This is a genomic window from Bradyrhizobium algeriense (genome assembly GCF_003062295.1).
Lineage (GTDB): Bacteria > Pseudomonadota > Alphaproteobacteria > Rhizobiales > Xanthobacteraceae > Bradyrhizobium > Bradyrhizobium algeriense.
On the sequence record NZ_PYCN01000018.1, the window covers coordinates 76,343 to 102,891 of the forward strand.

A 26,549-nucleotide genomic window follows, 5' to 3' on the forward strand; every position below is an offset into this window, starting at 1 on the left:
TTCAGGACCTTTGGGCAGACACCAGGGCGGGGAGCTCGGCGAGGCCGTGGATGCGGTGATCGGGCACGACGCCGAGTTCATCCATCTGGGTACGCAACGCCCAAAACATCGTCAATGGCGGCAGCGTCTCGCTTTCGAGGCAGGCCAGCGCCATCGCTTCCGGCGTCACCCGCTCGATCCAGGCGACGTTGAGCCCGAACGCCTTGGCGCCGCAGGCGTCCCATGGATTGGCTGATATGAACAGCACCTCGGCCGGCGGCACGTGCAGTACTTCCTCGATCAGCGCGTAGGCTTCGGGGCTTGGCTTGAAGATCTTTTTCGCGTCGACGCTGATGACCGCATCGAGCACGCGGTCGAGTCCGCTGCTCTGCACCAGCGCGTTGAGCATGCCGGGGCTGCCGTTGGACAGGATCGCAAGCTTGCGATTCTTCATCGCCGAAAGCGCCGCGAGCGCATCCGGATAGAGATCGAGATGCAGATATTTGTCGATGATGCGCGTGAACGTATCGTGGTCATATTCGAGCCCGAGGCTATCGAGCGTGTAGGCCAGCGAGTCGCGCGTCACCTCGGAGAAATCCCGGTAATGCCGCATCAGCGAGCGCAGCCAGGTATATTCGAGCTGCTTGATGCGCCAGACCTGAGTGATGATCCCGCCATAGCCGGGAAACGCATCCTCGGTAACGTCAGCCACCGACTGGACGTCGTAGAGCGTTCCATAGGCGTCGAATACAACGGCTTTGATGGTCATGGCATCACCCTCCGAAGCGGGTAAAGCTATATACCCAAAATCCTCCGCGCGTTGGCCTTCAATACCTTGGGCCGGATCTCCTCGCGGATGTCGAGTTTTGCAAAATCCGCCAGCCAGCGGTCGGGCGTGATCACCGGCCAGTCCGAGCCGAACAGCATCTTGTCCTGCAAAATGGAGTTGATGTAGCGCACCAGAATCGGCGGAAAATATTTCGGCGACCAGCCGGAGAGGTCGATATAGACGTTCGGCTTGTGGGTCGCGACCGACAACGCTTCTTCCTGCCAGGGGAAGGAAGGATGCGCGAGGATGATCTTCAGGTCGGGGAAATCCGCAGCCACATCGTCCATATACATCGGGTTAGAATATTTTAAGCGCATCCCCATGCCGCCGGGCATGCCCGAGCCGACGCCGGTTTGGCCGGTGTGGAACAGCGCGATCGCGCCGCCGTCATTGATCGCCTCGTAAAGCGGATAGGCCATGCGGTCGTTGGCGTAAAAGCCCTGCATGGTCGGATGGAATTTGAAGCCGCGGACGCCGTATTCCTCCATCAGCTTCCTCGCCTCGCGCACGCCAAGCTTGCCCTTGTGCGGATCGATCGAGACGAAGGGGATCAGGACGTCGAGATTATCGGACGCGACTTCCAGCATCTCGTAATTGTTGTAGCGGCGGAAACCGGTCTCGCGCTCGGCGTCGACCGGGAAGATCACGGCCGCGATGTTCTTGGAGCGGTAATAGGCCGCGGTCTCCGGCACGGTCGGCGGATGCTTGTGCGGCGACTTGAAATAGTCCGCCATGCGCTCCTGGAAATCGTCGTAGCCGTCGTCGCCGTGCATGCCGCAAGGCTCTTCCGCATGGGTGTGGATGTCGATCGCGACGACTTTCTCGATATCGGGCAGTTTGAGCTTGGGCATCTGGGTTTCCCGCCGGCTTGATTTTTGGGTCTGGAAAATTGATTATACTATATAACGAATTCCGCAAGGCGGCAGAAACAAAAGGCGGAAAATAGGGAGCGCAAGATGTCCCAGGCCGAGGCCTTTGAGACCGATTTCTGGAAAGACGCCAATTTGCGGAAGGTCTGGGACGACATCGTCCCCGGCGAGCCGCGCAAGACCGTTCCCTACACGCTGACCAGGGAAGCCATCGAGCTCTACTGCAAATCCGTCGGCGAGGATCACCCGATCTATTTCGACGAGGCCTATGCCAGGACCACCCGCTATGGCGGGCTGATCGCGCCGCCCTCGATCCATATCCTCCTGATGTTTTCCTGCACGCCGGCCGACGACTGGATGCGCTCGCCCGGCACCGTCAATGCCGGGCAGTCCTGGAGCTACAACATTCCGGCACGGCCCAATGACGTCATCACCTTGCAGGCCCGCGCGCTCGACAAGTTCATCAAGCGCGAGCGGCTGTTCGTGGTGCACGACAATGTCTTCTTCAACCAGAAGGGCGATGTAATCTGTTCCGGCCGCGGCTGGACGATTCGGCCGATGTGAGAGGGGAGCGATCAATGACTGCTACGTTCGACAATCTCTCCGCCGGCGACGTCATCGACGGCCCGAAATTCGCGGTCTCACGCGAATCCATCCGCCTGTTCTGCGATGCCTCGCTCGACTACAACCCGCTGCATCTCGATGACGACTACATGAAGGGCAATTTCGGCAAGACCAATTTCGGCGGCATCATCATGCACGGCATGAACAATTTCGGGCTGATCTCCCGAATGCTCACCGATTGGGCCTGCCCCGCCGGCGCGGTCCACCGGCGGTTGGAGACGCGGTGGGTCAAGCCGGTCCGGCCCGGCGATACCATCCAGCCCACGGGGATCATCAAGGCCAAGCAGACGACTGAAAAATCCCGCTGGGTTTTGATCGACGTGGTGGTGAAGAACCAGGCGGGCGAAAAGGTCGCCACCGGCGAGGCCCTGGTCGAATTCCCGCGCGATCTGTTTTGCCAGTGATTCCGAAGAGTTCTACGGACAACTATCAACCCACCCGGCGTTAGGTCCGGAACGGGACAGATGGGCCCGAAAACGGGCCCATTCGGATTGACATCCGGTCCCGCCATGGCTTAGAAACCGCCCCGTCCCGGGCGGTTGGCCGCTTTCGGGAAAAATCCCATTTTGCCACTTTCGGGTAGCTCAGGTTCGGCCTTCAACACGGCCTTTCAAAGCATCAGGATTGTCCCATGAAGGTCCGTAACTCGTTGAAATCGCTGCGTGGTCGCCACCGCAACAACCGTCTGGTCCGCCGCAAGGGCCGGGTTTACGTGATCAACAAGGTGCAGCGCCGCTTCAAGGCCCGCCAGGGCTAAGCCGCCAAGGGTAAGCCGCCACGGCAAAGCCCTGGGCGCTGGAGCCGGCTTTTTCTTCCTCGTTTCACAGGTCTTTGACGACGTACCGCTTTGCGGCGCGATTTTGCACGTCTAGACTTGGCCCATGGTTTTGAGATTCCCGGGCGCTCGCAACTGCCGGATCGTGGTCCTCGCCGCTGTCATCACAGCCGTGCCGTTGACCGCTTTTGCCCAGAACAACACCCAGGTTGTTCCCCCGCCGAAAGCCCAGAAGAAATTGCCGGAAGCGCCGAGCAAGCTTCCCAAGGTCGGGGCCGATCGCACCCGCGGGCTGGATTTCCTGTTCGGCGCGCTGAAGGCCGCCCCCGATGAAGCCAGCGCCAAGCATGTCGAGGCGCGGATCTGGGCGCTGTGGCTGCAGACCCCGAGCGACACGGCTGCGCTGTTGATGCTGCGCGCCAAGGCCGCGATGGAAGCGCAGAAGGTCGACGTTGCGCTGAAACTGCTCGATGCCGTCATCAAGCTGCGTCCCGACTATGTTGAGGCATGGAACCGGCGGGCGACGCTGCATTACCTGAAGAACGATTACACCCATTCGCTGGAGGACATCCGGCAGGTGCTGATTCGCGAGCCCCGGCATTTCGGCGCGCTGGCGGGCCTTGGCATGATCATGCAGGACCTCGGTGACGAAAGGCGCGCGCTCGAGGCGTTTCGCAAGGCGCTGGCTGTCAATCCGCATCTCGAAAAGGTGCCGGAATTGGTCAAGACCCTCACCGAAAAGGTCGAAGGCCGCGATATCTGATGTTTCGCGGTTAACCCTGATCCCTGACGATTTATGCCAGGCAGGAACGGCGCGTCGCTAACGCGTATTATCGGCTGACTGCGTGACAGGAGCGAGCCGTGAAATCATTGCTGCTGGCCGGCGCAATGACCGTTGCGACCGGAACCTGCGCTTTGGCGCAAAGCGGCTATTGGGTGGTCGACAACCGTGCCACCGCCAAATGCGAGATTGTCACCAGCAATCCCGTCATCAACGCCCAGGTCGGCGGAAAGATCTGGTTTGGATCCGGACCCTACCGGTCGATCGACGACGCCAAGCTCGCCCGTTCGACCATCAGCCAGTGCCCGGCGGTGGAAGAACCGCCCGCAAAGACGCTGGGTGACGAGGACAAATCCAACTAGAGCGCTTTTCGAGCCGTTTCGCGTCAGGAAACGCCGCGACCCAAAGGCGCTCATGTACCGCGTTAATGTATCGCGTTGCTGCCGCGCGCCATGCCGTCCAGGCCAACCGCTGCGTAGAACTGCGCCAGTTCCGCCTCAAGCTGCTCGTTGACCCGCAACAACGCCTTGAGGGCGCCGCGGATGTCGCCATTGCAACTCGCTACGATCTGATCGATGGCGGCTTCGCTTGCGTCGGAAATCATGGGGCATTCCTCCGATGATACGCTGGAACAATTTGTAGTGAGCGCCCTTGTTCCTGTGGATGTTGGGTACAATGCATGCGCCCGGCTACCCCCTAATCAGGCACGCGCACACATGGCGAAAGTGTCAGCGTCACTGTACAAATTTGCCGATGACGGCAGTATGACCCCGCTATCCACAGGTTCGGGGCCCTGTGGACAATCCCGAAACCCGCAACCGATCCGGGCCGTAGCTCGCCGGTGCAGAAAATCAGCCGGAAATTCTCGATGGCGCTAGTGATTGTAGTCGCGGCGCTGGCGGTGCTGCTGGCGCTGGTCACGCAAGTCGGCGTTTTTCTCAGCGAACGGGCCCATCCGGCCCAGGGCAGGATGGTCGAGGTGGCGGGCGGAACCCTGCACATCCTCGATCTCGGTCCGCGCGATGCGGCCGGCACGCCGATTGTGATGCTCCATGGCGCGAGTTCCAATCTCGAGGTGATGCGGCGGCCGGTCGGGGAACGGCTTGCCAGTAAGCACCGCGTGATCCTGATCGACCGTCCCGGGCATGGCTGGAGCACCCGCCTCCGGCTGGAGGATTCGACGCCCGAAATTCAGGGCCGGATGATCGGGGAGGCTTTGGCAAAGCTCGGCGTCGGCAAGGCGATCTTCGTGGTGCATTCCTGGGCGGGCGCCCTCGGCCTGCGCATGGCGCTGGATCAGCCGCAAACTGTGGCGGGTCTCGTGATGCTGGCGCCGGTCGCCTATCCCTGGCCGGGCGGCGTCGGTCGATACAACAAGATCATCGCGACACCGGTGATCGGCCCGCTGCTCGCCTATACAATCACGCTGCCGCTCGGCCATTTACTGGCCGAACGCGGCGCGCGCGTCGTCTTCCTGCCGCAAACCATGCCGGACGACTTTGTCAGGGACACTGCGACGCCGCTGCTGCTGCGGCCGCGCGAATTTATCGCCAATGCGCGTGACTTCGTGACGTTAAAGGCGGCAGTGGCCGAGCAAGCGCCGCGCTACGCCGAGATCACGGCGCCGATCACGATCATCACGGGCGATGAATCCGACAAAACGGTCTCGACCCGCATCCATTCGCGACCGCTCGCCGCCACTGCGCCGAATGCAAGGCTGATCGTGCTGCCCGGCGTCGGCCACATGATTCAGCAAGCGGCGCCCGATCTTGCGATCGCAGAAGTGGAGGCGATGATGGGCGCGATGACGCTGAGGGCGGCAGCGGCCGCCGATTGATGGGTATGGGAGCCCGGGATCTATCGACCCTGAGTTTTTCTCGCGATCAGGGACGGCCGTGACACCGCACGTGGCCTGACGGCTCCGGATGGGATACGATCGGCACGCGCGGGATTCCGCTGCTCGTCCCGCCGGGGATGAATCTGAGAGTTGCGATATCGGGCAGCCGACCTTCGAAGGAGAGCGCCATGTACGCCGCCATTCGTCAGGGCAAGGCCAAGGCCGGCAAGGCCGAAGAGCTCACGCGCAGGATCAAGGAAGGCGCGATTCCCGTCATCAGCGGGGTCGAGGGATTCATGGCCTATTACGTGGTCTATGCGCCTGACGACACGGTGATCGCGATCAGCCTGTTCAACAACTTTGCGGCCGCCGAGGAATCCAACAAGCGCGCGCTGGCATGGATCGAGCACGATCTGGCGCCGCTGTTGACCGGGCCGGCCACCGCGATGGCCGGACCCGTGATCGTGCATACGCTGGCTTGATGAGTGCTCGCGTCGTCTCACCCTCCAGGGGAGGGTGAAGAAACGCTGCTCTCACTTCGTCTTGCCGTCCTTGTCGAACGAGGCGACATAGGCCCAGAGATCGCCGGCCTCTTTCTCGTTCTTGATGCCGGCGAAGACCATCTTGGTGGCGGGAATCTTCGCCTTCGGGTCCTTGATGTATTCGAGGAATACGTCCTTGTTCCAGGTGATGCCGGAATTCTTGTTGGCGTCGGAATAATTATAGCCCTCGACGGTGCCGGACTTGCGGCCGTCGAGCCCGTTCAGCACCGGGCCGACCTTGTTCTTGGCGCCTTCGCCGATTGCGTGGCAGGCCAGGCATTTGTTGAACGAGGACTTGCCGGCGGCAGCGTCCTGCGCCAGCGTGCCCGTTGCTGTGGCCAAAGAGGTAACGACAACCAGCGCGCTCAAAGTCGATGTTTTCATGTGGTGCTCTTTATTTCTTCCCGGGTAGAGAGGCGGATTTCTTGTGGCAGGACCGCTTGAATTGGACAAGCCACGAAACTTTGACAGTTTTGCCCATGGCCGGCTTGTCCCAGAGAGAACTCATCGTTCGGAGGGACGGCAATCCAACTTTCGGATGGCCTACCCAAACCTTGGTAGACGTGCTTGATTTGGCATCACAAATTCATTCGCGAGGCTTTGAGGATACGCATGGCCATCATGATGCCGGCTTCCGATCAGGCGGTCCTGGATCGCCGTGACGCCATCGTCACAGCGCTCCGCGCGATCGTGCCGGGCGAGGGCGTGATCGACAGCGCGGCCGAAATGCTGCCCTACGAGTCCGACGGCCTGATGGCGTACCGGCAGCCGCCGATGGTTGTGGTGCTGCCGGACACCACGGAACAGGTCTCCAAAGTCCTGAAATACTGCTTCGAGCAGGGCATCAAGGTGGTGCCGCGCGGCTCCGGCACTTCGCTGTCCGGCGGCGCGCTGCCGCTGGCCGACGGCGTGCTGCTGGGGCTCGGCAAGTTCAAGCGCATCCGCGAGATCGATTTCGACAACCGCGTGGTGGTGACCGAGCCCGGTGTCACCAACCTCGCCATCAGCCAGGCGGTGGCGCATGCCGGCTTCTATTATGCGCCCGATCCGTCATCGCAGATCGCCTGCTCGATCGGCGGCAATGTCGCGGAAAATTCCGGCGGGGTGCATTGCCTGAAATACGGCATGACCACCAACAACGTGCTGGGCTGCGAGATCGTGCTGATGTCCGGCGAGATCCTGCGCATCGGCGGCAAGGCGGCGGAGAACTCAGGCTACGACCTGATGGGCATCATCACCGGCTCGGAAGGGCTGCTCGGCGTCATCACCGAGATCACGGTGCGGATCCTGCAGAAATCGGAGACGGCCCGCGCCCTGATGGTGGGTTTCGCCGAGGTCGAGGCCGCCGGCGAATGCGTGGCTGCCATCATCGGCGCCGGCATCATTCCAGGCGGCATGGAGATGATGGACAAGCCCGCGATCCACGCCGCCGAAGCCTTCGTCCATGCCGGCTATCCGCTCGACGTCGAGGCGCTTTTGATCATCGAACTCGACGGCCCGAGCGTCGAGGTCGACGAGCTGATCAAGCGGGTCGAGGCGATCGCGCAAGCCTGCGGCTCGACGACCTGCCAGATCTCCACCAGCGAGGCCGAACGCAATTTGTTCTGGGCCGGCCGCAAGGCGGCATTCCCGGCAGTGGGCCGGATCTCGCCCGACTATCTCTGCATGGACGGCACCATTCCGCGCGGCGCGCTGCCGAAGGCGCTCGCGCGCATCCGCGACCTCTCGGCCAAATACGATCTGCGCGTCGCCAACGTGTTTCACGCCGGCGACGGCAATCTGCACCCTTTGATTCTCTATGATGCCAACCAGCCCGGGGAGATCGAGCGGGCGGAAGCCTTCGGCGCCGACATCCTGCGCGCCTGCGTCGAGTTCGGCGGCGTGCTCACCGGCGAGCACGGCGTCGGCATCGAGAAGCGCGACCTGATGGGCGAAATGTTTTCGGAAGTAGACCTCAACCAGCAGCAGCGGCTGAAATGCGCCTTCGACGCGCAGGGTCTGCTCAACCCAGGAAAAGTGTTTCCGACGCTGCACCGCTGCGCCGAACTCGGCCGCATGCATGTGCACGGGGGCAAGCTCGCGTTTCCGGATATTCCGAGATTTTGATGATGGCCTTCTCCAATTTTTCAATCGTCATACCCCGCGAAGGCGAGATGTCCAGTACGCCGCGCCGCCGAAATCTATCGCCGGCCGCTGCGATTACTGGATCGTCCGCCCCAGTGCGCAATTGCGCACAAGGCGGACGATGACGGCAACGGGCAGGCGTAACGCCGTGGATACCCTGAAAGTACGTGACGCCAGGGACGTCGAAGAGGTGGTGCGGGCGGCGATCGCCAGCGACCAGCCCCTGGAGATCATTGGCCATGGCACCAGGCGGCTGATCGGCCATCCTATGGCGACCAATGCCGTGCTCGACCTCTCAGGCCTGAACGCGGTCTCCGCCTACGAGCCGAACGAGTTGATCATCACGGTGCAGGCGGGTGCCCCGCTCGCCGACGTGCAGTCGCTGATCGATTCCAAGAACCAGCAATTCGCCTTCGAGCCGATGGACACTTCCGCGCTGCTGGGCGTGTCCGGCAACGGCACCATCGGCGGCATGATCGGGGCGGGGCTCGCCGGTCCCCGCCGTATCAAGGCCGGCGGCGCGCGCGATCATCTGCTCGGCGCGCATGCGGTGTCCGGCTTCGGCGACAGTTTTAAAACCGGGGGTAAGGTGGTGAAGAACGTCACCGGCTATGATCTCTGCAAACTGTTGGCGGGGTCGTGGGGCACGCTGGCTGTCATGACAGAAGTGACGCTGAAGGTGATGCCGAAGCACGAGAGCGAGCGCACGTTGGTGCTAAGCGGGCTGGACGATGTCACCGCAAACCGGGCGATGACCACGGCGCTCGGCTCGCCATTCGACGTCTCGGGCGCAGCGCATTTGCCGAATTCGGCGTTCCGGCCCGCGGCGGGTGCGGCGGCGGGCCTGTCGTCTCAAGGTCGGGCGATAACCCTGCTGCGGCTGGAGGGCATCGCCGCGTCAGTGGCCGATCGCGCTAATTCGCTCGGCAAGACGCTGTCGCCGTTCGGGCCCGTGGAAACGCTGCAGGATGCTGCCTCGGCGGCGGCGTGGGGCGCTATCCGCGACGTCGAACCCTTTGCCGCCAGCGGCGCGCTCGGCGCCTGGCCGGTGTGGCGGATCGTCTGTCCGCCGGCTTCCGGCGGCGCGCTCGGTCAGGCTCTGGCGCGCGATAGCGGGGGCGATGTGATCTACGACTGGGGCGGCGGCCTGATCTGGGCGGCATTGCCGCCCAAGCCGGACGCACAAGCGGCTTTGGTGCGTCAGCGCGTCGAGGCGGTCGGCGGCCACGCCTCGCTGATCCGGGCGTCCGAAGAGACCAGGCGAAATGTCGACGTCTTCCATCCGCAGGCTGCCGGCCTCGCCGCGCTGAGCCAGCGCGTGCGCAACAGTTTCGATCCCAAGATCATCCTCAACCGCGGCCGGATGCTGCTGATGACAGCGACATGAAAACCGAATTCTCGCTCGCCCAGCTCGCCGATCCTGATATCGCCGAAGCCGACAAGATCCTGCGCGCCTGCGTGCATTGCGGCTTCTGCACCGCGACCTGCCCGACCTATGTGCTGCTCGGCGACGAGCTCGATAGCCCGCGCGGGCGCATCTACCTGATCAAGGAGATGCTGGAAAAGGACAAGCCGCCGACCGCGGAGGTGGTCAAGCATATCGACCGCTGCCTGTCCTGCCTTGCCTGCATGACGACCTGTCCGTCGGGCGTGCACTACATGCACCTGGTCGATCAGGCGCGGGTCCGGATCGAGAGGGACTATTCGCGGCCGCTGGCCGAGCGGGCCTTGCGCGCGGTGCTGGCGCTGGTGCTGCCGCGGCCAAAGCTGTTTCGCGCCAGCATGATCATGGCGCGGCTCGCCCGGCCGTTTGCGGCCCTGCTGCCGGCGTCAAAGGCGGCCGCGACACCCGGCCTGTTGCGGCGGATCAAGGCGATGCTCGCGCTCGCGCCGAACGGCCTCCCGGCGCCGGGACCCTCGGGCGGCAGCGTCTTTCCGGCCATCGGCGAGCGACGCGGACGGGTCGCGCTGCTGCAGGGCTGCGCCCAGCAGGTGCTGGCGCCGCGCATCAACCAGGCCGCCATCAGTCTCCTGACGCGCCATGGCATCGAGGTCGTCCTCGTCCGGGACGAGCAATGCTGCGGCGCGCTCACCCATCACCTCGGGCAGGACGGCGACGCGCTGGCGCGGGCCCGCGCCAACGTCAACGTGTGGAAAAAGGAGGCGGAACAAGGCGGCCTCGACGCCATCCTGATCACGGCATCGGGCTGCGGCACGGTCATCAAGGACTATGGTTTCATGCTGCGCGAGGACCGCGATTTCGCTAGCCCCGCAGCGCAAATCTCCGCGCTGGCAAAGGATATCACGGAGTTTCTCGGCGGCATTGAACTCGCGCCAACGACGCAAAAAGGCGACGTCACAATCGCGTATCACTCGGCTTGTTCGCTGCAGCACGGACAGAAAATCACAGGCCTTCCGAAAGAATTGCTTTCCAAGAATGGATTCGTGGTGAAAGATGTGCCCGAGAGCCATTTGTGTTGCGGTTCGGCGGGGACCTACAACATTCTCCAGCCCGACATTGCGAGCAGATTGCGCGATCGGAAGATCGCCAATATTGCGACAGTCAAACCGGACATGATCGCTGCAGGCAATATTGGATGCATGGTTCAGATTGCCGGCGGTACATCAGTTCCTGTGGTGCACACGATTGAGCTTCTCGATTGGGCGACAGGAGGTCCAAAGCCTGGATCGATCGGCCAGGGATTGAATTGATCGATCGGCCTACGGGCAAGATCCGGAACGTCTGCCCCCCGCGTGTGGATGGCGGGATCGGCATCCGGCTTCCTCGGGACAGACGCGAAGCGTTTGCCCGGAGATCGCGCCCGGACAAGGGATAGAGTAGGAGGGCACTTCGAAGAAGTGTCGTCCCGGTCTGGCCCACGGACTATTCGAAGCGCTCGACAGACATGGACAGCGGCAACAGGAGGACCAGATGGCGAAGAAGAGTAAGAAGGGCAAGAAGGCTAAGAAGGCTAAGAAGGCCAAGAAGGCCGTAGTGGCGAAGAAGAAGTCCGCCAAGAAGGCGTCAAAGAAGGCCGCGAAGAAATCGGCGAAGAAGGCTGCCAAGAAGGGCGCAAAGAAATCCGCCAAGAAGGCCGCCAAGAAGTCAAAGGCTGCCGCACCGAAGAAGGCTGCAAAGAGCCCGGCGAAGAAAAAGAAGGCTGCCAAGCCCGCCGCGCCCAAGGCGGAGCCCGCGATGGCCGCGCAAGAGCCGGAGCCCGCGCCTGCACCGGCGCCGAGCTGGGCTACCCCGGAACCGTCCGCACCCTCATGGGGGTCCGGCTCGTCCAACGGCGGCGACCACAACTAGACGGTCGCCTGCTGGAATAACGTTTCTAGAGGCCGCAGCGTCCAGCGCTGCGGCCTTTTTCGTGCGGGCTGTTTCGTGAGGCTGTCCCGAGCGACCGGAGCCGTATTTTCACGGGAAGGTTGATTCGCAAAAAAGCGTCCTCCGGTATTTCGCCGCTGCTGCTTTTTTCAGTTCCGCATGTCGCCCTGACAGCACGAAACCCTAAAAATTGTTGTGAGAATGCAACACACGCGGAGAAGATTTATCGAAATGGTCAGAACGCCTAAAAAGGCGGCACATGCTTGCCTTTTTTGCTTCACGATCGTGATGCCGCAGACCACTGTGTGACCACGTTAAGACATTTGGCCGCAGTCGGTTGTCGTTTGCCCTGGGGGGCCGGAACGGGACTGTCAAGAAGGGTGGATGGGGATCGTCATGAAGAAACTGGTTTTGTTAGCAACGGCGCTGGCAATGGTATCGGGTTCGGCTCTCGCTGCGGATCTGCGGGTAAAGGCCGTCAAGGCGCCGCCGCCGCCGGCCTTCGATCCCTGGGATTTCGCCTTCGGCGGCGGCATCACCAATGACTACATTTTCCGCGGCATCACCCAGTCCAATCACAAGCCCTCGGTCAACGTTTATTTCGAGCCGCGCTACAACGTCACCAAGGACTTCCAGCTCTATGTCGGCGTGGGCGGCGCGAGCATCTCGTTCCCGAACCGCGCGGCGGCTGAAGTCGACGCTTACGGCGGTGCCCGCCTGACCGTTGGGCAATTCGCCTTCGACGTCGGCGCTTGGGGCTACATGTATCCGGGTGGCACTTGCTATTATGGTGGCGGCGCTACCACCGATTTCGCCGGAGTTCCGCTCAGCCTCGAATGCCAGGCGAACACGCTGCTCAACCTCAACGTCATCAAGAAGGACCTCAGCTTCTTCGAGGTCTACGGCAAGGTGAACTACACCTTCAACGACAACTTCTCGCTGGGCGGCAACGTCTATTATACGCCGAGCTTCCTCAACAGCGGCGCCGAAGGCACCTACGCTTCGATCGTCGGCAAGGCGATCGCGCCGAGCGCCTGGTTCGGCGCCAGCGGCATCGGCATGTACGTGTCGGGTGAGTTCGGCCGTCAGTGGCTGGGTACATCAGACTCGTTCTACGGGACGGCGCTCTTCCCCAACGGCATCAACTACGCCGACTACAACACCTGGAACGTCGGCATCGGCTTCACCTACAAGGTGTTCACGCTGGACTTCCGTTACTCCGACACCAACCTGTCGAAGGGCGATTGCAACGCCTTCACCAGCGACTTCTCGGCTCGCGGCAACCTCACGGTATCGTCGGGTACTTTCGTGACCCCGATCAATCCGTCGGGCGTGGGTTCGAACTGGTGCGGCGCGGCCGGTATCGTCAAGCTGTCGGCTGACCTGACCGCGATGACCAACCTGAAGTAAGATCTTCCTGTCGAAGGCGAGGGGGCGGCAGAGCGATCTGCCGCCCCTTTTCTTTTGGGTGGAGCCGATGAAACGGGATTGGCGGCGCGCGGTTCGGAAAGCGATCTCCCGCAACGATGACCGCAGCGTCGTGGCGGGCGCGGTCGCTGGCCTCGGCGGCGCGATCGCCATCGGCGTCATGGAATTGTTCTCGTTCGCCGCGCATTACCCGCTCGCGGTTATCCCGTTCGCCACCTCGATCGTGCTGGTGATCGGCTCGCCGGACGTCGAGCCGGCGCAGCCGCGCGCTTTGATCGGCGGCCACGTGATATCGGCGCTGGTCGGCCTCGCCGTGCTGAAGCTGACCGGGCCGCAGGCCTGGGCCGCGGCCGCAGCCGTCGGCCTTGCCATTCTGGCGATGTACGTGACCGGGACGTTTCACCCGCCGGCCGGCATCAACCCGCTGCTGGTGGTATCAGGCAATCTGCCCTCGACGTTCCTGCTGGCGCCGGTGCTTGCCGGCGCGCTGCTTTTGACCGCGTTCTGCTATCTCTGGCACCGCGGGGTACGCCGCCAGCCATGGCCGCGGCGCTGGTGGTAGAGAAGATCGTAGCCTGGAGTAGCCAACGGGTCGCGCGAATGCGCGCCCAGCGACGAGCGCAATTGCGCTCGCGCAGGGATGACAGGCTCCGCGAAATCCGGGGCCACTCGCAAGCGGATGTACTTTCCCGGATTGCGCTTCGCTCCATCCGGGCTACGGGTCTATGTCGTTCGTGCGGTCGGCTTTTCGTCCCGTAGCGCAAACCGTTCGCCATCGCGCACCAGGCTGACATTGCGCTGATGGAAGGCATCCAGTGTCGAGCGATGGCCGATCGAGACGATGGTGGTCGCCGGCAATTTCTTCTCGAGCAGTTGATACAGTGCTGCTTCCGAAGGTTCGTCGAGCGACGCCGTCGCTTCGTCCAGGAACAAATACTGCGGCGTGTGTAGCAGCGCGCGGGTCAGTCCAAGGCGCTGCTGTTCTCCGAGCGAGAGCGTCCGGTTCCAGTGCCCATGTTCGCCGAGTTGCGATGCGAGCTTCGGCAGTCCGGCCTGCTCCAGCGCGTCGGCGATTTGAGCGTCGGTGAATGTCCCTTCCTTGGCAGGGTACTCGATCGCGCCTCGCAACGATCCGGTCGGGAAATACGGTCGCTGCGGCAGCATCATCATTGTTGCCCCGGCCGGAATCGAAATCGAGCCGGTCCCGAACGGCCAGATGCCGGCAATGGCACGGAACAGCGTGGATTTGCCGGAGCCCGAGGGCCCGGTCACCAGCGTGCGCTCGCCCTTGCGCAAACTCAGTCCGCTCGCGTTCACCAGCGGCGTTCCGTTCGGCAGCCGCAGCGCCAGCTCCTTGAGGTCGACGGCGCCGTCGCCTGCCTCGGTAACGTGAATTCGGTCATCGCGGGTGGCGAGTTCTCCTGCCGATGTGATTCCTGCCTCGAACCCGTCGAGGCGGTTGACCACGGCCTGCCACTCCGCCAGTTGGCGGTAGATGGTGATGAAGAACGAAAGCGCGCCCTGCACGTTCGAAAACGCCGATGCGGTTTGCATCATGCCGCCTAGCTGGATCTTCTCGGCGAAATAGGCCGGTGCCACCAGCACGTAGGGGAAGACCACTGAAGCCTGATTGTAGCTCGCCGTGAATGCCGTAATCTTCTTGGTCCGGCTCATGATGGCGAGCCAGTTCTCCACCACGCGTCCGAAGCGAACGAGCAGGCGCTCACGCTCGGCCTGCTCACCGTGCAGCAGCGCGATCTGCTCGGAATTTTCGCGCACGCGCACCAGGTTGAACCGAAAATCCGCTTCATATTGCTGCTGCCGGAAATCGAGGCCCACCAGCGGCCAGCCGATCAGATGCGTCAGGATGGTGCCGAGCACCGAATAGATCAACGCGCCCCAGACCAAGTAGCCTGGGATCGCAAAGTCCTGACCAAACAGATGCAGCGGCGCGGCGTTCGAAAGCCCCCATAGGATGCCGACAAAGGATGCCAGCGTAACGATCGAGTTCAGCAATCCCAAGCCAATGTTGAGCGTGCGATCGACGAACAGCTTGACGTCGTCGGTCATGCGCTGGTCGGGGTTGTCGGCCGCGTCGCCCTGAAGCTGCATCCGATAATGATTGGCCTGATGCAGCCACTCACCGAGATATTGCGCGGTCATCCAGCGCCGCCAGCGGATCTGCAGCCATTGATTGAGATAGAGCTGATAGACCGCCAGCACGACAAAGATGCTGACAACGACGCAGAAATAGATGATCTCGCTGACGAAGGAGTCCCAGTTGCGATCCCCCAGCGCGTTGTAGAAGCGGGCGTTCCATTGGTTGATCAGGACGTTGATGCCGACGATCGCAAGCTCGATAGCGATAACCGCGGCCAGCAATCCGCGGCCGGCCCATTTGTCTTCGGAGCGGAAATAGGGGGCGGAGATGCGCCACACCGTGGCGAGCGTTGGGCGGAGGTTGTTCACAGATCACCGTCTCCGGAAATGGGGCTTAAAGCCCTGAAGGGATGGAGGAATCAGGTTCTACTACTAAGGTTATGGAATTGGCTGCCTGCGGCGACTTGTCGCGGCTTCCGGCCAGACCCTAGCATGGCTGTGACGGCGAGGGGCGGCGGCCATCGAACTTCGCGAGGTTGTGAGCGTTGGCGATGCCAAGGCGGCTCAACCCCGCTTTTCCACGGTTGTTCCCGCGAATCGCTCAACTCGTGTCTGGCCATCCACGCTGGCGGGCGCGCCAATAACAATGTGGGAGAACCGCAATGTGGGACCAGCACTATAATCCGCTTGGCAACGCTGCGCTGTCGACGATCGCTGCCGCCGTGCCTGTGGTCACGCTGCTGGTGCTGATCGCCAGCGGCAAGGTCAAGGCGCACCTCGCGGCCATCATCGCGCTGGTCGTTGCCAACGTCATCACCATCGCCATCTTCACCATGCCCGCCGGCATGTCGATCCGCGCCTCGCTGCTCGGCGTCGTCATCGGCTTCTTTCCGATCGGCTGGATCGTGCTCAACGTCATCTTTCTCTACCGCATCACGGTCGAGACCGGCCGGTTTGAGCTGCTGCAGCGGGCGATCGGCGGCGTCACCACCGATCGCCGGCTGCAACTGCTTTTGATCGCGTTCGCGTTCGGTGCGTTCTTCGAAGGCGCGTCCGGCTTCGGCACGCCGGTCGCGATCACGGGCGCCGTCCTGATCGGCCTCGGCTTCTCGCCGCTGGCAGCCTCCGGACTTTCGCTGATCGCCAACACCGCGCCCGTCGCCTATGGCGCGCTCGGCACGCCGATCCAGGGGCTGGCGTCGGTGACTGGCCTCGATCCCTATGTGCTCGGCGCGATGGTCGGACGGCAATTGCCGTTCTTCTCGCTGATCGTGCCGTTCTGGCTGATCTGGGCGTTCGCCGGTTTTCGCGGCATGATCACGATCTGGCCGGCCATCCTCGTCACCGGCGTATCCTTCGCGGTCCCGCAATTCGTGATCTCGAACTTCATCAATCCGTGGATCGTCGATATCGGCGCGTCGCTGATCTCGATGGGCTGCCTGATCTTGTTCCTCAAGGTGTGGCAGCCGCGTGAACTCTGGACCTCTCCGGCGCTGCGCGGAAAAGATGAATCGGCTGCGACCATGAAGCCCGCCAAGCCGCTGGATACGAAGAAGCTCAGCCAGGCGCAGCTCTGGAGCGCGTTGCTGCCGTGGATCATCGTCTGCGTCGTGATGCTGATCTGGGGCACTGGCGCGTTCAAGAACTGGGCGAATTCGATCTTCGTCTGGAAGTATCAGGTGCCCGAGCTGCACAACATGATCAACAAGGTGCCGCCGGTAGCCGCGAAGCCGACGCCCGAGGCCGCGCTGTTCGACTTCACCTATCTGTCCTTCACCGGGACCGGCATGCTGATCGCCGCTGTTATTTCCGGTTTCCTGATGGGCTTCTCGCCCGCGAAGATGATCGGCGAATATGGCCGCACCATCCGCCTGTGCGCGATCTCGCTGATCACGATCTCGGCGATGCTCGCGATCGGCACGCTGACGCGGCTCTCCGGTGTCGACGCCACGCTCGGCCTCGCCTTTGCCGCCACCGGCGTGCTGTATCCCTTCTTCGGCACGCTGCTCGGCTGGCTCGGCGTGGCGCTGACGGGATCGGACACCGCGTCCAACGTGCTGTTCGGCAATCTGCAAAGGATCACCGCCGAACAGCTCGGCCTGTCGCCGGTGCTGATGGCCGCCGCCAACTCTTCCGGCGGCGTCATGGGCAAGATGATCGACGCGCAATCCATCGTCGTCGCCTCGACCGCAACCAACTGGTACGGCCACGAGGGCTCGATCCTGCGTTATGTGTTTCTGCATTCGATCGTGCTGGCCTGCCTCGTCGGCGTGCTGGTGACGCTGCAGGCCTACGTCCATCCGTTCACGATGATGGTGCTGAAGTAGGCGCTATCGACGGTCAGCCAAAAATCCCTGCGGCCCGCCGCCGGGATTTTTTGTCGGTGCGGCCTTTGTGCTTCTAGCCAACGGCGGACTTGTCCAATAGAACGGCGCGCGGCGGTGGGGTCTGGTATTTTTCGAGAGGTTGCATGATTTCATTCGCAGGTATGGCGCGGGCAGGCATTGCTTCGCTCTTGCTGATCGGGGCGGCCTTGCCGTTCAGCCCGGCCTTCGCCGATGACGGCTTTCCGTTCGGAACGGAAATGCAGCTCGACGTGGATCGTCAGCGCGGGTCGAAGCGGATTCCCAATCTCGATATCGGCGACAAGGGCGAGGTGATCCTCGAACTTTGGTGCAAGGGCGGCAAGGGCCAGTTCTCGGTCGCGGGCAATACCGTGATCTTCGTTCCCGGCGCGATGGAGAACCGCACTTGTCCGTCGGATCGCGCGCAACAGGATGAAGAACTGATTGCTGCGCTGGCCGAAGCGGGCACCTGGAAGCGGCAGGGTGATTTCGTGTCGTTCATCGGCGCGAAGACGCTGCGGTTTCGCATCAATACGAACTAGGTCGGAAGCTCGTTTACTGCGTCGCGATCAATCCGCTGGCGGTGGCAATGACCCAGCGGTTGCCCCAGCGCACGATGGACTCCACGCGTCCTAGCCCGGGAATGGTGTCGCCGCGTGCGGCCATCCGGATTCCGTCAGGACCTTCGAGAACAGCGGTGCCGTCCCGAACATCAACAACCGTCCAGCCGGGAATCGTCGCCGGCTTGGTTTCCGGTGTCGCCACCAAGGGCTGCCGCATCGCGATCGCGGCGGCCGAAGGGCCCGCATTTGCCTGGGAGGCCGGGCCCGCAGACGGGCGTGCACCGCCCTGCAACAGGGCGGACGGTTTTGGAATGCTTCCGACAATGACGGGCGAATCCGACGCGGAGGCCGTCTTTCGAGCGCCTTCAATCCTGCCGCTCGATCGTGCCTCGGAAATTCGCGGCGCGGGCGTTTCTTTCTGCGCTAGTTCCACAAGACCGAGCTCGCTTGCGAACTCGGGCCAGTTCAGGCCGCCGGCCCATCCCAGTCCAAAGCTTGCCACCAGTGCGACAGTGACCAGCACAGCGGCGCGTGCCCGATCGCCAAACGGCTCCCGTACCACCAATACGTCGTCGCGATCGGATTTCAGGAAATTCCACCGGCTCGCGGGTTGCTCCGGCCGCCGGCCGTCAAGCACATTCCCCGACCAAATTTCAAAGGTACTCGGCTCGCGGTCTTGCATGGCGTGACCCAATTTTCGGTGAACCGATGATGTTCCCGGAAGCTGAATCGAATCTTAACAATCAAAGCCCGGGACCAGATCATTTGCACACTGGTCCGCGATGAGGGCATTGATACGCGCGCAGCCTGCCAGCCGCCCTATCGTGCCGGCCTGCGGATCACTTCCACACCGACTTGTCCGCGTCCCAGCGCTGGCCCTTGAACTCTTTTGCCAGCGCCTCGACCGAACCATTGTCATCCTTCGGTTCGCCGCCTTCCTCGTCGCCGGTGGACTCTTCCGACAGGTTCAGCTTGGGGCCGGTGCCTTCATCTGCGGTGGTGATCACCGGGCTCGAGATCCACAGCATCAGCCTGTCGGACGCGCCCGGTTTGTCCGGCGAGACCAGCGCGGTGACTTCGATACTTTCGGTCAGCGCGAGCGGCGGATAGACCGGGCTCGGCCGCTTCAAGGTCAATGTCAGTTTTCCGGTATTGGCGTCCCAGTCGGCGCCCGCCGCCTTGGCAGCCAGCGTTTTGGCCAGCACGCCCGATATCGCCGACGCGATCTTGTCCTTGTTGATCTTGTCGCCGTCGCGCCATTCGGCCGCCGCAAAACGGATGGTGCGGTCCATCTCGACGCTGCCGCTGGTCCATCCCGCCGCGACCACGCCCGGCATCGATTTGGCCTTCGCAATCAGCGCGGCCGTGCGCTCCGGATCGGCCGTGAGGTTGATGGTCTGCTCGCCGGCGCGCAGCGCATCGCAGGAGATCGAAAGGCTCGAGAGTCCGACCTCGACGGCTTCGCCCTTCAGGCTTTTGAGGAAATCCAGCGCGGCGTCGAGCTTGACCCGCACGCCGAACGCCTCCGGCGAAACGTCGGTAAAATCCTTCGGCGCCGGCGTGATGCCGTCGTCGCTGGTCTGGTTGTCGAGGAATTCCTTCTCGCTGAGATCGGAATTATCCGTCGAGGTCACTTCGGTCACGGTCTGGCCAATCGAGATCTGGCCGCGGAATTCGAAGGTGTCGCCGACAGGCTTACGCGACAGCTTGACGATGACCGGCTGCTTGTCACCGAGGCTCTGCGTGGTGCCCGTCAGGTTATGCCCGTTGAGGACGGCGAGATTGGCGACGAAGCGGTCCTTGCGGTCGGAGCCCTTCGCGACGGGGTAGCAGACGTCGAGGGTAGCTGCGATGACGTTCTTGCCCTGCCGGGTTTCCTTCAGGATGACGTCGGCATTGCCGTCCATCAGGCCGTCGATCGCGGTGAAATAGCGCGTTTCGGTCGCGCCCGGCGCTGTCTTGGAGGGAAGTTTCATCTGGGCGAAAGCGAGGCCCGGGGAGACCGTGACCAGACCGAGCAGGAGAAGGAACCGCGCGCGCATATGAAATTCCCTGAAACGATGGAATTGGCAGGGGTCGTAAGTAGCAAACCCCGGCGGCGTTTTCGAGCCAAGCACGTCCGGAACCGATCGGGCGCGCTTCATTGCCAAAAAAGCCAAAAAAGAAGGCCGCCCGGAGGCGGCCTTCGATCTGTTTACTCGGGAAAGCCGGGCCTTAAAAGCCCATGCCGCCCATTCCGCCCATGCCGCCGCCACCGCCGGGCATCGCCGGCGCCGGCTCTCTCGGCAGTTCGGCGACCATGGCTTCCGTGGTCACCAGCAAGCCCGCGACCGACGAAGCGTCCTGCAGCGCGGTGCGGACCACCTTGGCCGGGTCGATGATGCCCTTGTCGACCATGTCGACATATTCCTCGGTCTGGGCGTCGAAGCCGAAGGTCTCGGACTTGTTCTCGAGGATCTTGCCGACCACGATCGAGCCTTCGACACCGGCGTTTTCCGAGATCTGGCGAACCGGAGCTTCCAGCGCCTTCAGCACGATATTGATACCGGCCTGGACGTCGGAATTGTCGTGGTTGATGCGGCCGACGGCCTTCTTGGCGCGCAGCAGCGCCACGCCGCCGCCCGGCACGATGCCTTCCTGGACGGCCGCACGGGTCGCGTTGAGGGCGTCCTCGACGCGGTCCTTCTTTTCCTTGACCTCGACTTCGGTCGCGCCGCCGACGCGGATCACGGCTACGCCGCCCGCCAGTTTCGCAAGGCGCTCCTGCAGCTTCTCGCGGTCGTAGTCCGAGGTGGTTTCCTCGATCTGCGCCTTGATCTGCGTGACGCGGGCTTCGATGTCCTTCTTCTTGCCGGCGCCCTTGACGATCGTGGTGTTTTCCTTGTCGATCACCACCTTGCCGGCGCGGCCGAGCATGTTGATGGTGACGCTTTCGAGCTTCATGCCGAGTTCATCCGAGATCAGCTGACCGCCGGTCAGGATCGCGATGTCTTCCAGCATCGCCTTGCGGCGATCGCCGAAGCCCGGCGCCTTGACGGCGGCGACCTTCAGGCCGCCGCGCAGGCGGTTGACGACGAGTGTCGCCAGTGCCTCGCCCTCGACGTCCTCGGCGATGATCAAAAGCGGACGGCCGGACTGCACCACGGCTTCCAGCACCGGCAGCATCGACTGCAGGCCGGAGAGCTTCTTCTCGTGCAGCAGCACGTAGACGTCTTCGAGTTCGGCCGTCATCTTTTCGGCGTTGGTGATGAAGTAGGGCGACAGGTAGCCGCGGTCGAACTTCATGCCCTCGACGATGTCGACTTCGGTCTCGAGCGACTTGTTCTCCTCGACCGTGATGACGCCTTCATTGCCGACCTTCTGCATCGCCTGCGCGATCATCTTGCCGATGGCCGCGTCGCCGTTGGCCGAGATGGTCCCGATCTGGGCGACTTCGGACGAAGAGGCGACCGGCTTGGCGCGCTTCTCGATGTCCTTGACGACGGCGTGGACCGCGATGTCGATGCCGCGCTTGAGGTCCATCGGGTTCATGCCGGCGGCGACCGACTTGGCGCCTTCGCGCACGATCGCCTGCGCCAGCACGGTCGCGGTGGTGGTGCCGTCGCCGGCGGTGTCGTTGGTCTTGGAGGCGACTTCGCGCAGCATCTGCGCGCCCATGTTCTCGAACTTGTCCTCGAGTTCGATTTCCTTGGCGACGGTGACGCCGTCCTTGGTGATGCGGGGTGCGCCAAAACTCTTCTCGATCACGACGTTGCGGCCCTTCGGACCGAGCGTCACCTTCACCGCGTTGGCGAGAACGTCGACACCGCGCAGCATGCGGTCGCGGGCGTCGCCGGAAAATTTAACGTCTTTGGCAGCCATTTGAATTGCTCCTGATTGATTGAATACGGTTGCGTGCCGCTTGTCGTCGCCGGGTCATTTTTCCCCCTCTCCCCTTGTGGGAGAGGGTGGACGCGATGCGAAGCATCGCGGACGGGTGAGGGGTCTGTCTCCGCGGATAGAGACCCCTCATCCGGCGCGCTTTGCGCGCCACCTTCTCCCACAAGGGGAGAAGGGAAGAAGAGAGTGCGCCGGCGAGCAGTGTTCGACGGCTATTGGTTCGTCAGCTCAGCACGCCCATGATGTCGCTCTCCTTCATGATCAGGAGTTCCTCGCCGTCGAGCTTGACCTCGGTGCCCGACCATTTGCCGAACAGCACGCGGTCGCCGACCTTGAGGTCGATCGGAATCAGCTTGCCGGCCTCGTCGCGGCCGCCCGGGCCCACGGCGGTGACTTCGCCCTGCGACGGCTTTTCCTTGGCGCTATCGGGAATGATGATGCCACCCTTGGTCTTCTCTTCGGCATCGATGCGCTTGACCACGACGCGGTCGTGCAGCGGACGGAATTTGGATTTGGCCATGACGTCTCCTCTTGAAGTTCCATGGAAGGCGTGGTTTCAGGTCTGTGCCACGAAAATGGCTGATAATGCCGCGTATTCGACGCCGCCCCGGGGCGGGACAGCATGACCCTTAGCAATCGTCGGATTTGAGTGCTAAACGTGGGGCCGGGGAATATGGCTTGGCGCTGATCCTGTCAAGCAAACAAGGGGGTTAAGGCCTTCTTGAGGCCAATATAGGATGGTCCCACAGAAACCAAATCGGCGCAGCGGCGTAATTTAACGGACGTCATTGCTCCAGCAGGCTTTTTACGATTGGCTGCTTGACGGGAGCGGCCAAGAATTGCTCGGGGGAATACGATGATCAGCTCACGTAATGCGCGTACGATTGCCAATCTGGCGATCGCGTCGGCGCTGACGATCTTGCTGGCAGCGTGCAGCAGCATGAGCCTGCCGTCGCTGTCGTCCAGTTCGGCACCCCAGGCCGAACCCGGCGAGGCGCCCGAAATGCCGGCGACCATCCGCTCCGACGAGATCGTCGGCCGCTGGGGCCTCGCCTCGTTCCAGAATCCCAACGACCGCGCCCGCACCGAAGCGGCGGCGCGAGGGCAGTGCAAGCAACCCTATGTGATCGGCGCCGGCACCTCCGGCGGTGTTGTCATGCATCTGGCCGACCAGGCCACCCCGCAGGAACTGCGCCTCAAGGGCAGCCCGAGCGGCAAGAACTATATCGGTCCGCCCGGCCCGACGCCCGGCGAGCAGGACCGCGAGATCGTCTCGTTCGACGGCCGCGTGCTCGTGACCCGTTTCATCGAAAAGGATGCCGCGGTCCGTTACGGCAACATGGTCTATGTCCGCTGCGCGCCGCGGGCGTGATTAGACGCCGTCATTCCGGGGCGATGCGAAGCATCGAACTATGGTGCGCAATTGCGCACCTGAGAATCTCGAGATTCCCCGATGCGCAATTGCGCATCTGAGGTCTGGTGCTTGCGCACCATCCCGGAATGACAGCGCAAGAAACAAAAAAACGCCGGCGTCTAGCCGGCGTTTTTATTTAGTCTGCGTTAACCAGTCCGATCAATCGAACAGCGCGTCGATGTCGTTCTGCGAGGCGTGACCGTCGTCGCCGTCCAGCTTCGGGCCGTTCAGCAGCTTGGCATCGCCTTCGCGGGTATCGACGATCGGGGGGGCATGCGCCCTGATGGCATCGACGCCGCCCCAGATGTCCATCATCGCATTGATGTGCTGCTCGATGAACTTCATCGTGCTCATCACCTTGCTGATGCGCTGGCCCGTCAAGTCCTGGAAATTGCAGGCCTCGAAGATCGCGACGACGCGTTCCTGGATTTCCTCGCTGAGCAGCTTTTGCTGGTCGGGCGAGATGTTCTTGGACAATGCGGTGGCGGCCTGGTCGATCGCCTCGACGGCCTCGAGAATCTGCTGGGTGGCCTGTTCGGTGCCGCCGACGACGGCGCCGAGCTCGCCATTGACCTTGGCCATTTCCTGGCCGTCAAAGCTGTTGCCGTGCAGGGTGGCGATTTCGCGCTTGGTGCGGTTGATGGCGTCGTGAATGAGATCGAGCTCGACTTTCAGCTTCGCGCACTGCTCGATCTGGGCGCGGTAGGTTTCCAGCAACGCGTGGGCATCGGCGGTCTCGCGTGCGATATCCGTGGCGACAGTCGAACCGTCGCGGGTGTGGCCGAAGCCCGCCATCTGTGCGCGGATCGCGCGCAGCTCGGCCATGATCTCACGATGCATCGGGCCGATCTCGCCGCCTTCGGCGGCAGGCATCATAATTGGCGCGTCGCCCAGAAGAGCTTGTTCGATACGAAAACGTTTGCGATTGACCGACATGAGTTTTTCCCACCCCTTCACTTCCGTAAGTGTTCTAAACCGATGCGATTTAACGTGAGGTTCACGCCGGAACGCGTCATGGTAGCGGTTTGTCCGCGGCCGCATACCAACGATTAACCATGACGGGCGGTGTTCATGCAAAATAAACGCTACCGGGAAAATCAGCGCGCGATTGCCGAAATGGTGAATCGAAACGGCTGGTCTGTTTACCAAACCGATTAGGTTTTGATTTGTATTGATCGCGTGCAGCGGTGCACGTCGCGCCGCTGCCGCCAACCCGCAATGACGATCAGTACAGAGTACGTCGATGTCCGGAAAAATCTCCCTTGCGCTCCTTGCGAGCGCGTCTTGCCTTTGCTTCTCCAGTGAGGCTTTTGCGATCGACGCCTCGCCAATTGCCGAACCTGCCGTGATCTACGCCCGCGAGCCCGCGCAGCCGGCGCCGGTGCGCATGGCCGCTGCCGAACGCTCGCGGATGGGCGGCGGCTTCATCGAATTCCTGTTCGGCGACCTGCCGCAAGGCGGACGCTATCAGCAACAGCCGGCCTATCAGACGCAGCCTGACTACGGATATGGCGGGCGGCGTGCGCTGCTGCCGCCGATGGATCCGCAGCAGTCGATGCGCGGGGAGGAGGAGATCGACCCCGCACAACGTCCGCTCGATCCGAAATACGAAAAGCAGGTAGTCGAGTATCACGGCAAGGAAAGCGCAGGGACCATCGTGATCGACACCCCGAACAAGTTCCTGTTCCTGGTGCAGAGCGACGGCAAGGCGCTGCGCTACGGCGTCGGCGTCGGCCGCCCCGGCTTCACCTGGTCAGGCGTCAAGACCGTCTCCGCGAAGAAGGAATGGCCAGCCTGGACGCCGCCGCCGGAAATGCTGGCGCGGCGCCCCGATTTGCCGCGGTACATGGAAGGCGGCCCGCAAAATCCGCTCGGCGCGCGCGCGATGTATCTGGGTTCGTCGCTCTATCGCATCCACGGCTCCAACGAGCCCTGGACTATCGGCACCAACGTGTCGTCCGGCTGCATCCGTATGCGCAATGAGGATGTGATCGATCTCTACGGCCGCGTCGGCGTCGGCGCCAGGGTCGTGGTGATTTGATTGTTTCAAGATGGCCACGAAAACGGTGTCGTCCCTGCGAACGCAGGGACCCATAACCACCGATCTACGTCGCTGAAGAAGGTCGTCGACCAACGAGCTCAACACCTACGGCCGCGGAGTATGGGTCCCTGCGTTCGCAGGGACGACGGCAAGGTGGAATCAAAACGGCCGCCTGATCGGGCGGCCGTTTCTCTTTTTCAACTCAGACACCGTTCACGCGTAATCGCCATCACCACCGCCATCGTCGCCGTCGAAGCCGTCGGCATCGTGGTCCATGTCGTTATCATCGTCATGCGAGGCCTGATCGAAGAAGCCCTGCCGCGAACCGGAATCGTTGTCGTTGTTGTCGGCGCGCTGGCTGGACGAGCCGCGCGAACCGATGTCGTTAATTCCGGCGTCGCGCGCCAGGTCGCCGCCGGACTGGTCGCCCCACGGCCTGCGGTCTTCGATTCCGCCGCTATGGTTGGCCGTGTCGCCGAAGCTTTGGTGGTTGCCGCCACCGCCCGTCATCGAACGGAGGCTGCCAGCCAGCAACGAGCCGCCGACCACGCCGACCGCGGCCGCCGCTGCGGTGCCGAGGAACGAGCCGCCACCGCCGCCGAACGGCGACTGCTGCGGCGGCTGCGCGCCATAGGGCTGAGGCTGGGCATAGGCCGGCTGATTATATTGTCCGGGCGGCTGGCTCTGCTGCAAGACCTGGCCCGTGTTCCACGCCGGACGGCTGCCGCCAGAATCGCCGCCCATCTCGGGCGCACGAACGTTGGGCACCGAACCATGTGACGAACCTTGCGGCTGGTTCTGCCCGAAGATCGCATCGCGCATCGAATCGAGGAAGCCGCCGGATTGATTTTGCTGACCTGCTGCCGCTTCCAATTCCTGGATGCGCATGTCGGCGCGCTTCAGCGCTTCGTCCTGCACCAGCGTCGTTTGCACCAGCGCATAGACCGCATTGGGCGCGTTGCGCAGGCCCTGCATGATCGCTGACATCGCCTCCGCATCGCGCGGGGCGTTCTCCAGCTTGGCGAGCCGGTCGAAAAGACCGTCAATCAGTTGGCGTTCTTGCGGTGTCATGGCCCTCTCCCTCGCGTCGG

At 62.7% G+C, this 26,549-nt stretch carries 29 protein-coding genes; 17 read left to right on the top strand and 12 right to left on the bottom strand.

Going from position 1 to position 26,549, the window contains the following annotated elements:
* Position 1: 1 nt before the first annotated feature.
* Both C7G61_RS28010 and C7G61_RS28015 read right to left on the bottom strand, forming a co-directional pair.
* Complete coding sequence (locus tag C7G61_RS28010; protein WP_108519915.1) at positions 2 to 748, bottom strand: haloacid dehalogenase type II; 747 nt, start codon at positions 746 to 748, stop codon at positions 2 to 4.
* A 26-nt stretch (positions 749 to 774) separates the two neighbouring features.
* Entirely contained in the window at positions 775 to 1,659 is an 885-nt protein-coding gene (locus C7G61_RS28015) for an amidohydrolase family protein (protein ID WP_108519916.1), read from the bottom strand.
* A 105-nt stretch (positions 1,660 to 1,764) separates the two neighbouring features.
* Here C7G61_RS28015 and C7G61_RS28020 point away from each other — a divergent pair, with 105 nt between their 5' ends.
* From C7G61_RS28020 to C7G61_RS28040, 5 genes are all read left to right on the top strand, one after another.
* Positions 1,765 to 2,241, top strand: coding sequence for a MaoC family dehydratase (locus C7G61_RS28020; RefSeq protein WP_108519917.1), 477 nt, complete (start codon positions 1,765 to 1,767; stop codon positions 2,239 to 2,241).
* Positions 2,242 to 2,255: 14 nt separating this feature from the next.
* Complete coding sequence (locus C7G61_RS28025) at positions 2,256 to 2,705, top strand: MaoC family dehydratase (protein ID WP_108519918.1); 450 nt, start codon at positions 2,256 to 2,258, stop codon at positions 2,703 to 2,705.
* 227 nt (positions 2,706 to 2,932) lie between these two features.
* Positions 2,933 to 3,058: a type B 50S ribosomal protein L36 gene (gene ykgO / locus C7G61_RS28030; protein ID WP_002718645.1), complete on the top strand. Its 126-nt coding sequence runs from the start codon at positions 2,933 to 2,935 to the stop codon at positions 3,056 to 3,058.
* A 124-nt stretch (positions 3,059 to 3,182) separates the two neighbouring features.
* Entirely contained in the window at positions 3,183 to 3,839 is a 657-nt protein-coding gene (locus C7G61_RS28035) for a tetratricopeptide repeat protein (protein ID WP_108519919.1), read from the top strand.
* Positions 3,840 to 3,937: 98 nt separating this feature from the next.
* A complete protein-coding gene (locus C7G61_RS28040; protein WP_108519920.1) occupies positions 3,938 to 4,219 on the top strand; it encodes a hypothetical protein in 282 nt (93 codons plus the stop codon).
* 62 nt (positions 4,220 to 4,281) lie between these two features.
* On the opposite strand, the gene C7G61_RS28045 is transcribed toward C7G61_RS28040, so the two are convergent.
* Complete coding sequence (locus tag C7G61_RS28045) at positions 4,282 to 4,461, bottom strand: hypothetical protein (RefSeq protein ID WP_108519921.1); 180 nt, start codon at positions 4,459 to 4,461, stop codon at positions 4,282 to 4,284.
* Positions 4,462 to 4,725: 264 nt separating this feature from the next.
* Here C7G61_RS28045 and C7G61_RS28050 point away from each other — a divergent pair, with 264 nt between their 5' ends.
* Both C7G61_RS28050 and C7G61_RS28055 read left to right on the top strand, forming a co-directional pair.
* The gene (locus tag C7G61_RS28050; RefSeq protein ID WP_108519922.1) at positions 4,726 to 5,694 is read left to right on the top strand and encodes an alpha/beta fold hydrolase; all 969 of its coding nucleotides are present in this window, start codon (positions 4,726 to 4,728) and stop codon (positions 5,692 to 5,694) included.
* Positions 5,695 to 5,882: 188 nt separating this feature from the next.
* Positions 5,883 to 6,176, top strand: a complete 294-nt coding sequence (locus C7G61_RS28055; RefSeq protein WP_108519923.1) for an antibiotic biosynthesis monooxygenase — start codon at positions 5,883 to 5,885, stop codon at positions 6,174 to 6,176.
* A 51-nt stretch (positions 6,177 to 6,227) separates the two neighbouring features.
* On the opposite strand, the gene cycA is transcribed toward C7G61_RS28055, so the two are convergent.
* Entirely contained in the window at positions 6,228 to 6,620 is a 393-nt protein-coding gene (gene cycA, locus C7G61_RS28060; protein ID WP_108519924.1) for a cytochrome c-550 CycA, read from the bottom strand.
* 228 nt (positions 6,621 to 6,848) lie between these two features.
* Between cycA and C7G61_RS28065 the strand changes: the two genes are divergently transcribed.
* From C7G61_RS28065 to C7G61_RS28090, 6 genes are all read left to right on the top strand, one after another.
* Entirely contained in the window at positions 6,849 to 8,342 is a 1,494-nt protein-coding gene (locus C7G61_RS28065) for an FAD-linked oxidase C-terminal domain-containing protein (protein ID WP_108519925.1), read from the top strand.
* 166 nt (positions 8,343 to 8,508) lie between these two features.
* Positions 8,509 to 9,747, top strand: coding sequence for an FAD-binding protein (locus C7G61_RS28070; protein ID WP_108519926.1), 1,239 nt, complete (start codon positions 8,509 to 8,511; stop codon positions 9,745 to 9,747).
* Entirely contained in the window at positions 9,744 to 11,072 is a 1,329-nt protein-coding gene (gene glcF, locus C7G61_RS28075; protein ID WP_108519927.1) for a glycolate oxidase subunit GlcF, read from the top strand. Before C7G61_RS28070 ends, glcF begins: the two co-directional genes overlap by 4 nt.
* A gap of 220 nt (positions 11,073 to 11,292) precedes the next feature.
* Positions 11,293 to 11,670: a histone gene (locus tag C7G61_RS28080; RefSeq protein ID WP_108519928.1), complete on the top strand. Its 378-nt coding sequence runs from the start codon at positions 11,293 to 11,295 to the stop codon at positions 11,668 to 11,670.
* Between the two features lie 414 nt (positions 11,671 to 12,084).
* Positions 12,085 to 13,098 carry a TorF family putative porin gene (locus C7G61_RS28085; RefSeq protein WP_108520002.1) on the top strand — a complete coding sequence of 338 codons (1,014 nt, stop codon included), beginning with the start codon at positions 12,085 to 12,087 and terminating at the stop codon, positions 13,096 to 13,098.
* Between the two features lie 67 nt (positions 13,099 to 13,165).
* The gene (locus C7G61_RS28090; RefSeq protein WP_108519929.1) at positions 13,166 to 13,678 is read left to right on the top strand and encodes an HPP family protein; all 513 of its coding nucleotides are present in this window, start codon (positions 13,166 to 13,168) and stop codon (positions 13,676 to 13,678) included.
* A 161-nt stretch (positions 13,679 to 13,839) separates the two neighbouring features.
* Here the strand turns inward: C7G61_RS28090 and C7G61_RS28095 are convergent, their stop codons facing one another.
* Positions 13,840 to 15,585, bottom strand: a complete 1,746-nt coding sequence (locus C7G61_RS28095; RefSeq protein ID WP_108519930.1) for an ABC transporter ATP-binding protein/permease — start codon at positions 15,583 to 15,585, stop codon at positions 13,840 to 13,842.
* 293 nt (positions 15,586 to 15,878) lie between these two features.
* Here C7G61_RS28095 and C7G61_RS28100 point away from each other — a divergent pair, with 293 nt between their 5' ends.
* Both C7G61_RS28100 and C7G61_RS28105 read left to right on the top strand, forming a co-directional pair.
* Entirely contained in the window at positions 15,879 to 17,543 is a 1,665-nt protein-coding gene (locus tag C7G61_RS28100) for an L-lactate permease (protein ID WP_108519931.1), read from the top strand.
* Positions 17,544 to 17,686: 143 nt separating this feature from the next.
* Positions 17,687 to 18,103, top strand: a complete 417-nt coding sequence (locus C7G61_RS28105) for an META domain-containing protein (RefSeq protein ID WP_108519932.1) — start codon at positions 17,687 to 17,689, stop codon at positions 18,101 to 18,103.
* A gap of 13 nt (positions 18,104 to 18,116) precedes the next feature.
* On the opposite strand, the gene C7G61_RS28110 is transcribed toward C7G61_RS28105, so the two are convergent.
* The 5 genes from C7G61_RS28110 to C7G61_RS46175 all read right to left on the bottom strand — a co-directional run bounded on the left by C7G61_RS28110 (position 18,117) and on the right by C7G61_RS46175 (position 23,020).
* On the bottom strand, positions 18,117 to 18,806 hold the full coding sequence (locus C7G61_RS28110; RefSeq protein WP_108519933.1) for a hypothetical protein: 690 nt from the start codon (positions 18,804 to 18,806) through the stop codon (positions 18,117 to 18,119).
* Positions 18,807 to 18,963: 157 nt separating this feature from the next.
* Complete coding sequence (locus tag C7G61_RS28115; protein WP_108519934.1) at positions 18,964 to 20,166, bottom strand: hypothetical protein; 1,203 nt, start codon at positions 20,164 to 20,166, stop codon at positions 18,964 to 18,966.
* A 172-nt stretch (positions 20,167 to 20,338) separates the two neighbouring features.
* A complete protein-coding gene (gene groL / locus C7G61_RS28120) occupies positions 20,339 to 21,985 on the bottom strand; it encodes a chaperonin GroEL (RefSeq protein ID WP_108519935.1) in 1,647 nt (548 codons plus the stop codon).
* Between the two features lie 241 nt (positions 21,986 to 22,226).
* Complete coding sequence (locus tag C7G61_RS28125) at positions 22,227 to 22,523, bottom strand: co-chaperone GroES (protein WP_057853021.1); 297 nt, start codon at positions 22,521 to 22,523, stop codon at positions 22,227 to 22,229.
* Between the two features lie 173 nt (positions 22,524 to 22,696).
* Positions 22,697 to 23,020 (bottom strand): hypothetical protein, encoded by a 324-nt coding sequence (locus tag C7G61_RS46175; protein WP_244608509.1) that lies wholly within the window; start codon positions 23,018 to 23,020, stop codon positions 22,697 to 22,699.
* On the opposite strand from C7G61_RS46175, the gene C7G61_RS28130 reads away from it, so the two are divergent.
* Positions 22,944 to 23,375 carry a hypothetical protein gene (locus tag C7G61_RS28130; RefSeq protein ID WP_244608507.1) on the top strand — a complete coding sequence of 144 codons (432 nt, stop codon included), beginning with the start codon at positions 22,944 to 22,946 and terminating at the stop codon, positions 23,373 to 23,375. The genes C7G61_RS46175 and C7G61_RS28130 overlap by 77 nt on opposite strands.
* A 201-nt stretch (positions 23,376 to 23,576) precedes the next feature.
* On the opposite strand, the gene C7G61_RS28140 is transcribed toward C7G61_RS28130, so the two are convergent.
* Entirely contained in the window at positions 23,577 to 24,353 is a 777-nt protein-coding gene (locus C7G61_RS28140) for a protein phosphatase CheZ (protein ID WP_108519937.1), read from the bottom strand.
* A gap of 307 nt (positions 24,354 to 24,660) precedes the next feature.
* On the opposite strand from C7G61_RS28140, the gene C7G61_RS28145 reads away from it, so the two are divergent.
* Complete coding sequence (locus tag C7G61_RS28145; protein ID WP_108519938.1) at positions 24,661 to 25,458, top strand: L,D-transpeptidase; 798 nt, start codon at positions 24,661 to 24,663, stop codon at positions 25,456 to 25,458.
* A 213-nt stretch (positions 25,459 to 25,671) separates the two neighbouring features.
* Here the strand turns inward: C7G61_RS28145 and C7G61_RS28150 are convergent, their stop codons facing one another.
* The gene (locus tag C7G61_RS28150) at positions 25,672 to 26,529 is read right to left on the bottom strand and encodes a DUF2076 domain-containing protein (RefSeq protein WP_108519939.1); all 858 of its coding nucleotides are present in this window, start codon (positions 26,527 to 26,529) and stop codon (positions 25,672 to 25,674) included.
* Between the last annotated feature and the right edge of the window lie 20 nt (positions 26,530 to 26,549).

Excerpts from the sequence above, each read along its gene's own strand:
- C7G61_RS28045 (WP_108519921.1), bottom strand. The coding sequence starts at position 4,461 with ATGATTTCCGACGCAAGCGAAGCCGCCATCGATCAGATCGTAGCGAGT.
- C7G61_RS28145 (WP_108519938.1), top strand. The coding sequence starts at position 24,661 with ATGTCCGGAAAAATCTCCCTTGCGCTCCTTGCGAGCGCGTCTTGCCTT.
- C7G61_RS28015 (WP_108519916.1), bottom strand. The coding sequence starts at position 1,659 with ATGCCCAAGCTCAAACTGCCCGATATCGAGAAAGTCGTCGCGATCGAC.
- C7G61_RS28105 (WP_108519932.1), top strand. The coding sequence starts at position 17,687 with ATGATTTCATTCGCAGGTATGGCGCGGGCAGGCATTGCTTCGCTCTTG.
- C7G61_RS28140 (WP_108519937.1), bottom strand. The coding sequence starts at position 24,353 with ATGTCGGTCAATCGCAAACGTTTTCGTATCGAACAAGCTCTTCTGGGC.
- C7G61_RS28125 (WP_057853021.1), bottom strand. The coding sequence starts at position 22,523 with ATGGCCAAATCCAAATTCCGTCCGCTGCACGACCGCGTCGTGGTCAAG.
- C7G61_RS28110 (WP_108519933.1), bottom strand. The coding sequence starts at position 18,806 with ATGCAAGACCGCGAGCCGAGTACCTTTGAAATTTGGTCGGGGAATGTG.
- C7G61_RS28090 (WP_108519929.1), top strand. The coding sequence starts at position 13,166 with ATGAAACGGGATTGGCGGCGCGCGGTTCGGAAAGCGATCTCCCGCAAC.
- C7G61_RS28035 (WP_108519919.1), top strand. The coding sequence starts at position 3,183 with ATGGTTTTGAGATTCCCGGGCGCTCGCAACTGCCGGATCGTGGTCCTC.
- C7G61_RS28055 (WP_108519923.1), top strand. The coding sequence starts at position 5,883 with ATGTACGCCGCCATTCGTCAGGGCAAGGCCAAGGCCGGCAAGGCCGAA.
- C7G61_RS28100 (WP_108519931.1), top strand. The coding sequence starts at position 15,879 with ATGTGGGACCAGCACTATAATCCGCTTGGCAACGCTGCGCTGTCGACG.
- C7G61_RS28025 (WP_108519918.1), top strand. The coding sequence starts at position 2,256 with ATGACTGCTACGTTCGACAATCTCTCCGCCGGCGACGTCATCGACGGC.
- C7G61_RS28085 (WP_108520002.1), top strand. The coding sequence starts at position 12,085 with ATGAAGAAACTGGTTTTGTTAGCAACGGCGCTGGCAATGGTATCGGGT.
- C7G61_RS28010 (WP_108519915.1), bottom strand. The coding sequence starts at position 748 with ATGACCATCAAAGCCGTTGTATTCGACGCCTATGGAACGCTCTACGAC.
- C7G61_RS28080 (WP_108519928.1), top strand. The coding sequence starts at position 11,293 with ATGGCGAAGAAGAGTAAGAAGGGCAAGAAGGCTAAGAAGGCTAAGAAG.
- C7G61_RS28150 (WP_108519939.1), bottom strand. The coding sequence starts at position 26,529 with ATGACACCGCAAGAACGCCAACTGATTGACGGTCTTTTCGACCGGCTC.
- C7G61_RS28050 (WP_108519922.1), top strand. The coding sequence starts at position 4,726 with ATGGCGCTAGTGATTGTAGTCGCGGCGCTGGCGGTGCTGCTGGCGCTG.
- C7G61_RS28020 (WP_108519917.1), top strand. The coding sequence starts at position 1,765 with ATGTCCCAGGCCGAGGCCTTTGAGACCGATTTCTGGAAAGACGCCAAT.
- groL (WP_108519935.1), bottom strand. The coding sequence starts at position 21,985 with ATGGCTGCCAAAGACGTTAAATTTTCCGGCGACGCCCGCGACCGCATG.
- C7G61_RS46175 (WP_244608509.1), bottom strand. The coding sequence starts at position 23,020 with ATGGTCGCCGGCATTTCGGGCGCCTCGCCGGGTTCGGCCTGGGGTGCC.
- glcF (WP_108519927.1), top strand. The coding sequence starts at position 9,744 with ATGAAAACCGAATTCTCGCTCGCCCAGCTCGCCGATCCTGATATCGCC.
- ykgO (WP_002718645.1), top strand. The coding sequence starts at position 2,933 with ATGAAGGTCCGTAACTCGTTGAAATCGCTGCGTGGTCGCCACCGCAAC.
- C7G61_RS28115 (WP_108519934.1), bottom strand. The coding sequence starts at position 20,166 with ATGCGCGCGCGGTTCCTTCTCCTGCTCGGTCTGGTCACGGTCTCCCCG.
- C7G61_RS28065 (WP_108519925.1), top strand. The coding sequence starts at position 6,849 with ATGGCCATCATGATGCCGGCTTCCGATCAGGCGGTCCTGGATCGCCGT.
- cycA (WP_108519924.1), bottom strand. The coding sequence starts at position 6,620 with ATGAAAACATCGACTTTGAGCGCGCTGGTTGTCGTTACCTCTTTGGCC.
- C7G61_RS28130 (WP_244608507.1), top strand. The coding sequence starts at position 22,944 with ATGAGCCTGCCGTCGCTGTCGTCCAGTTCGGCACCCCAGGCCGAACCC.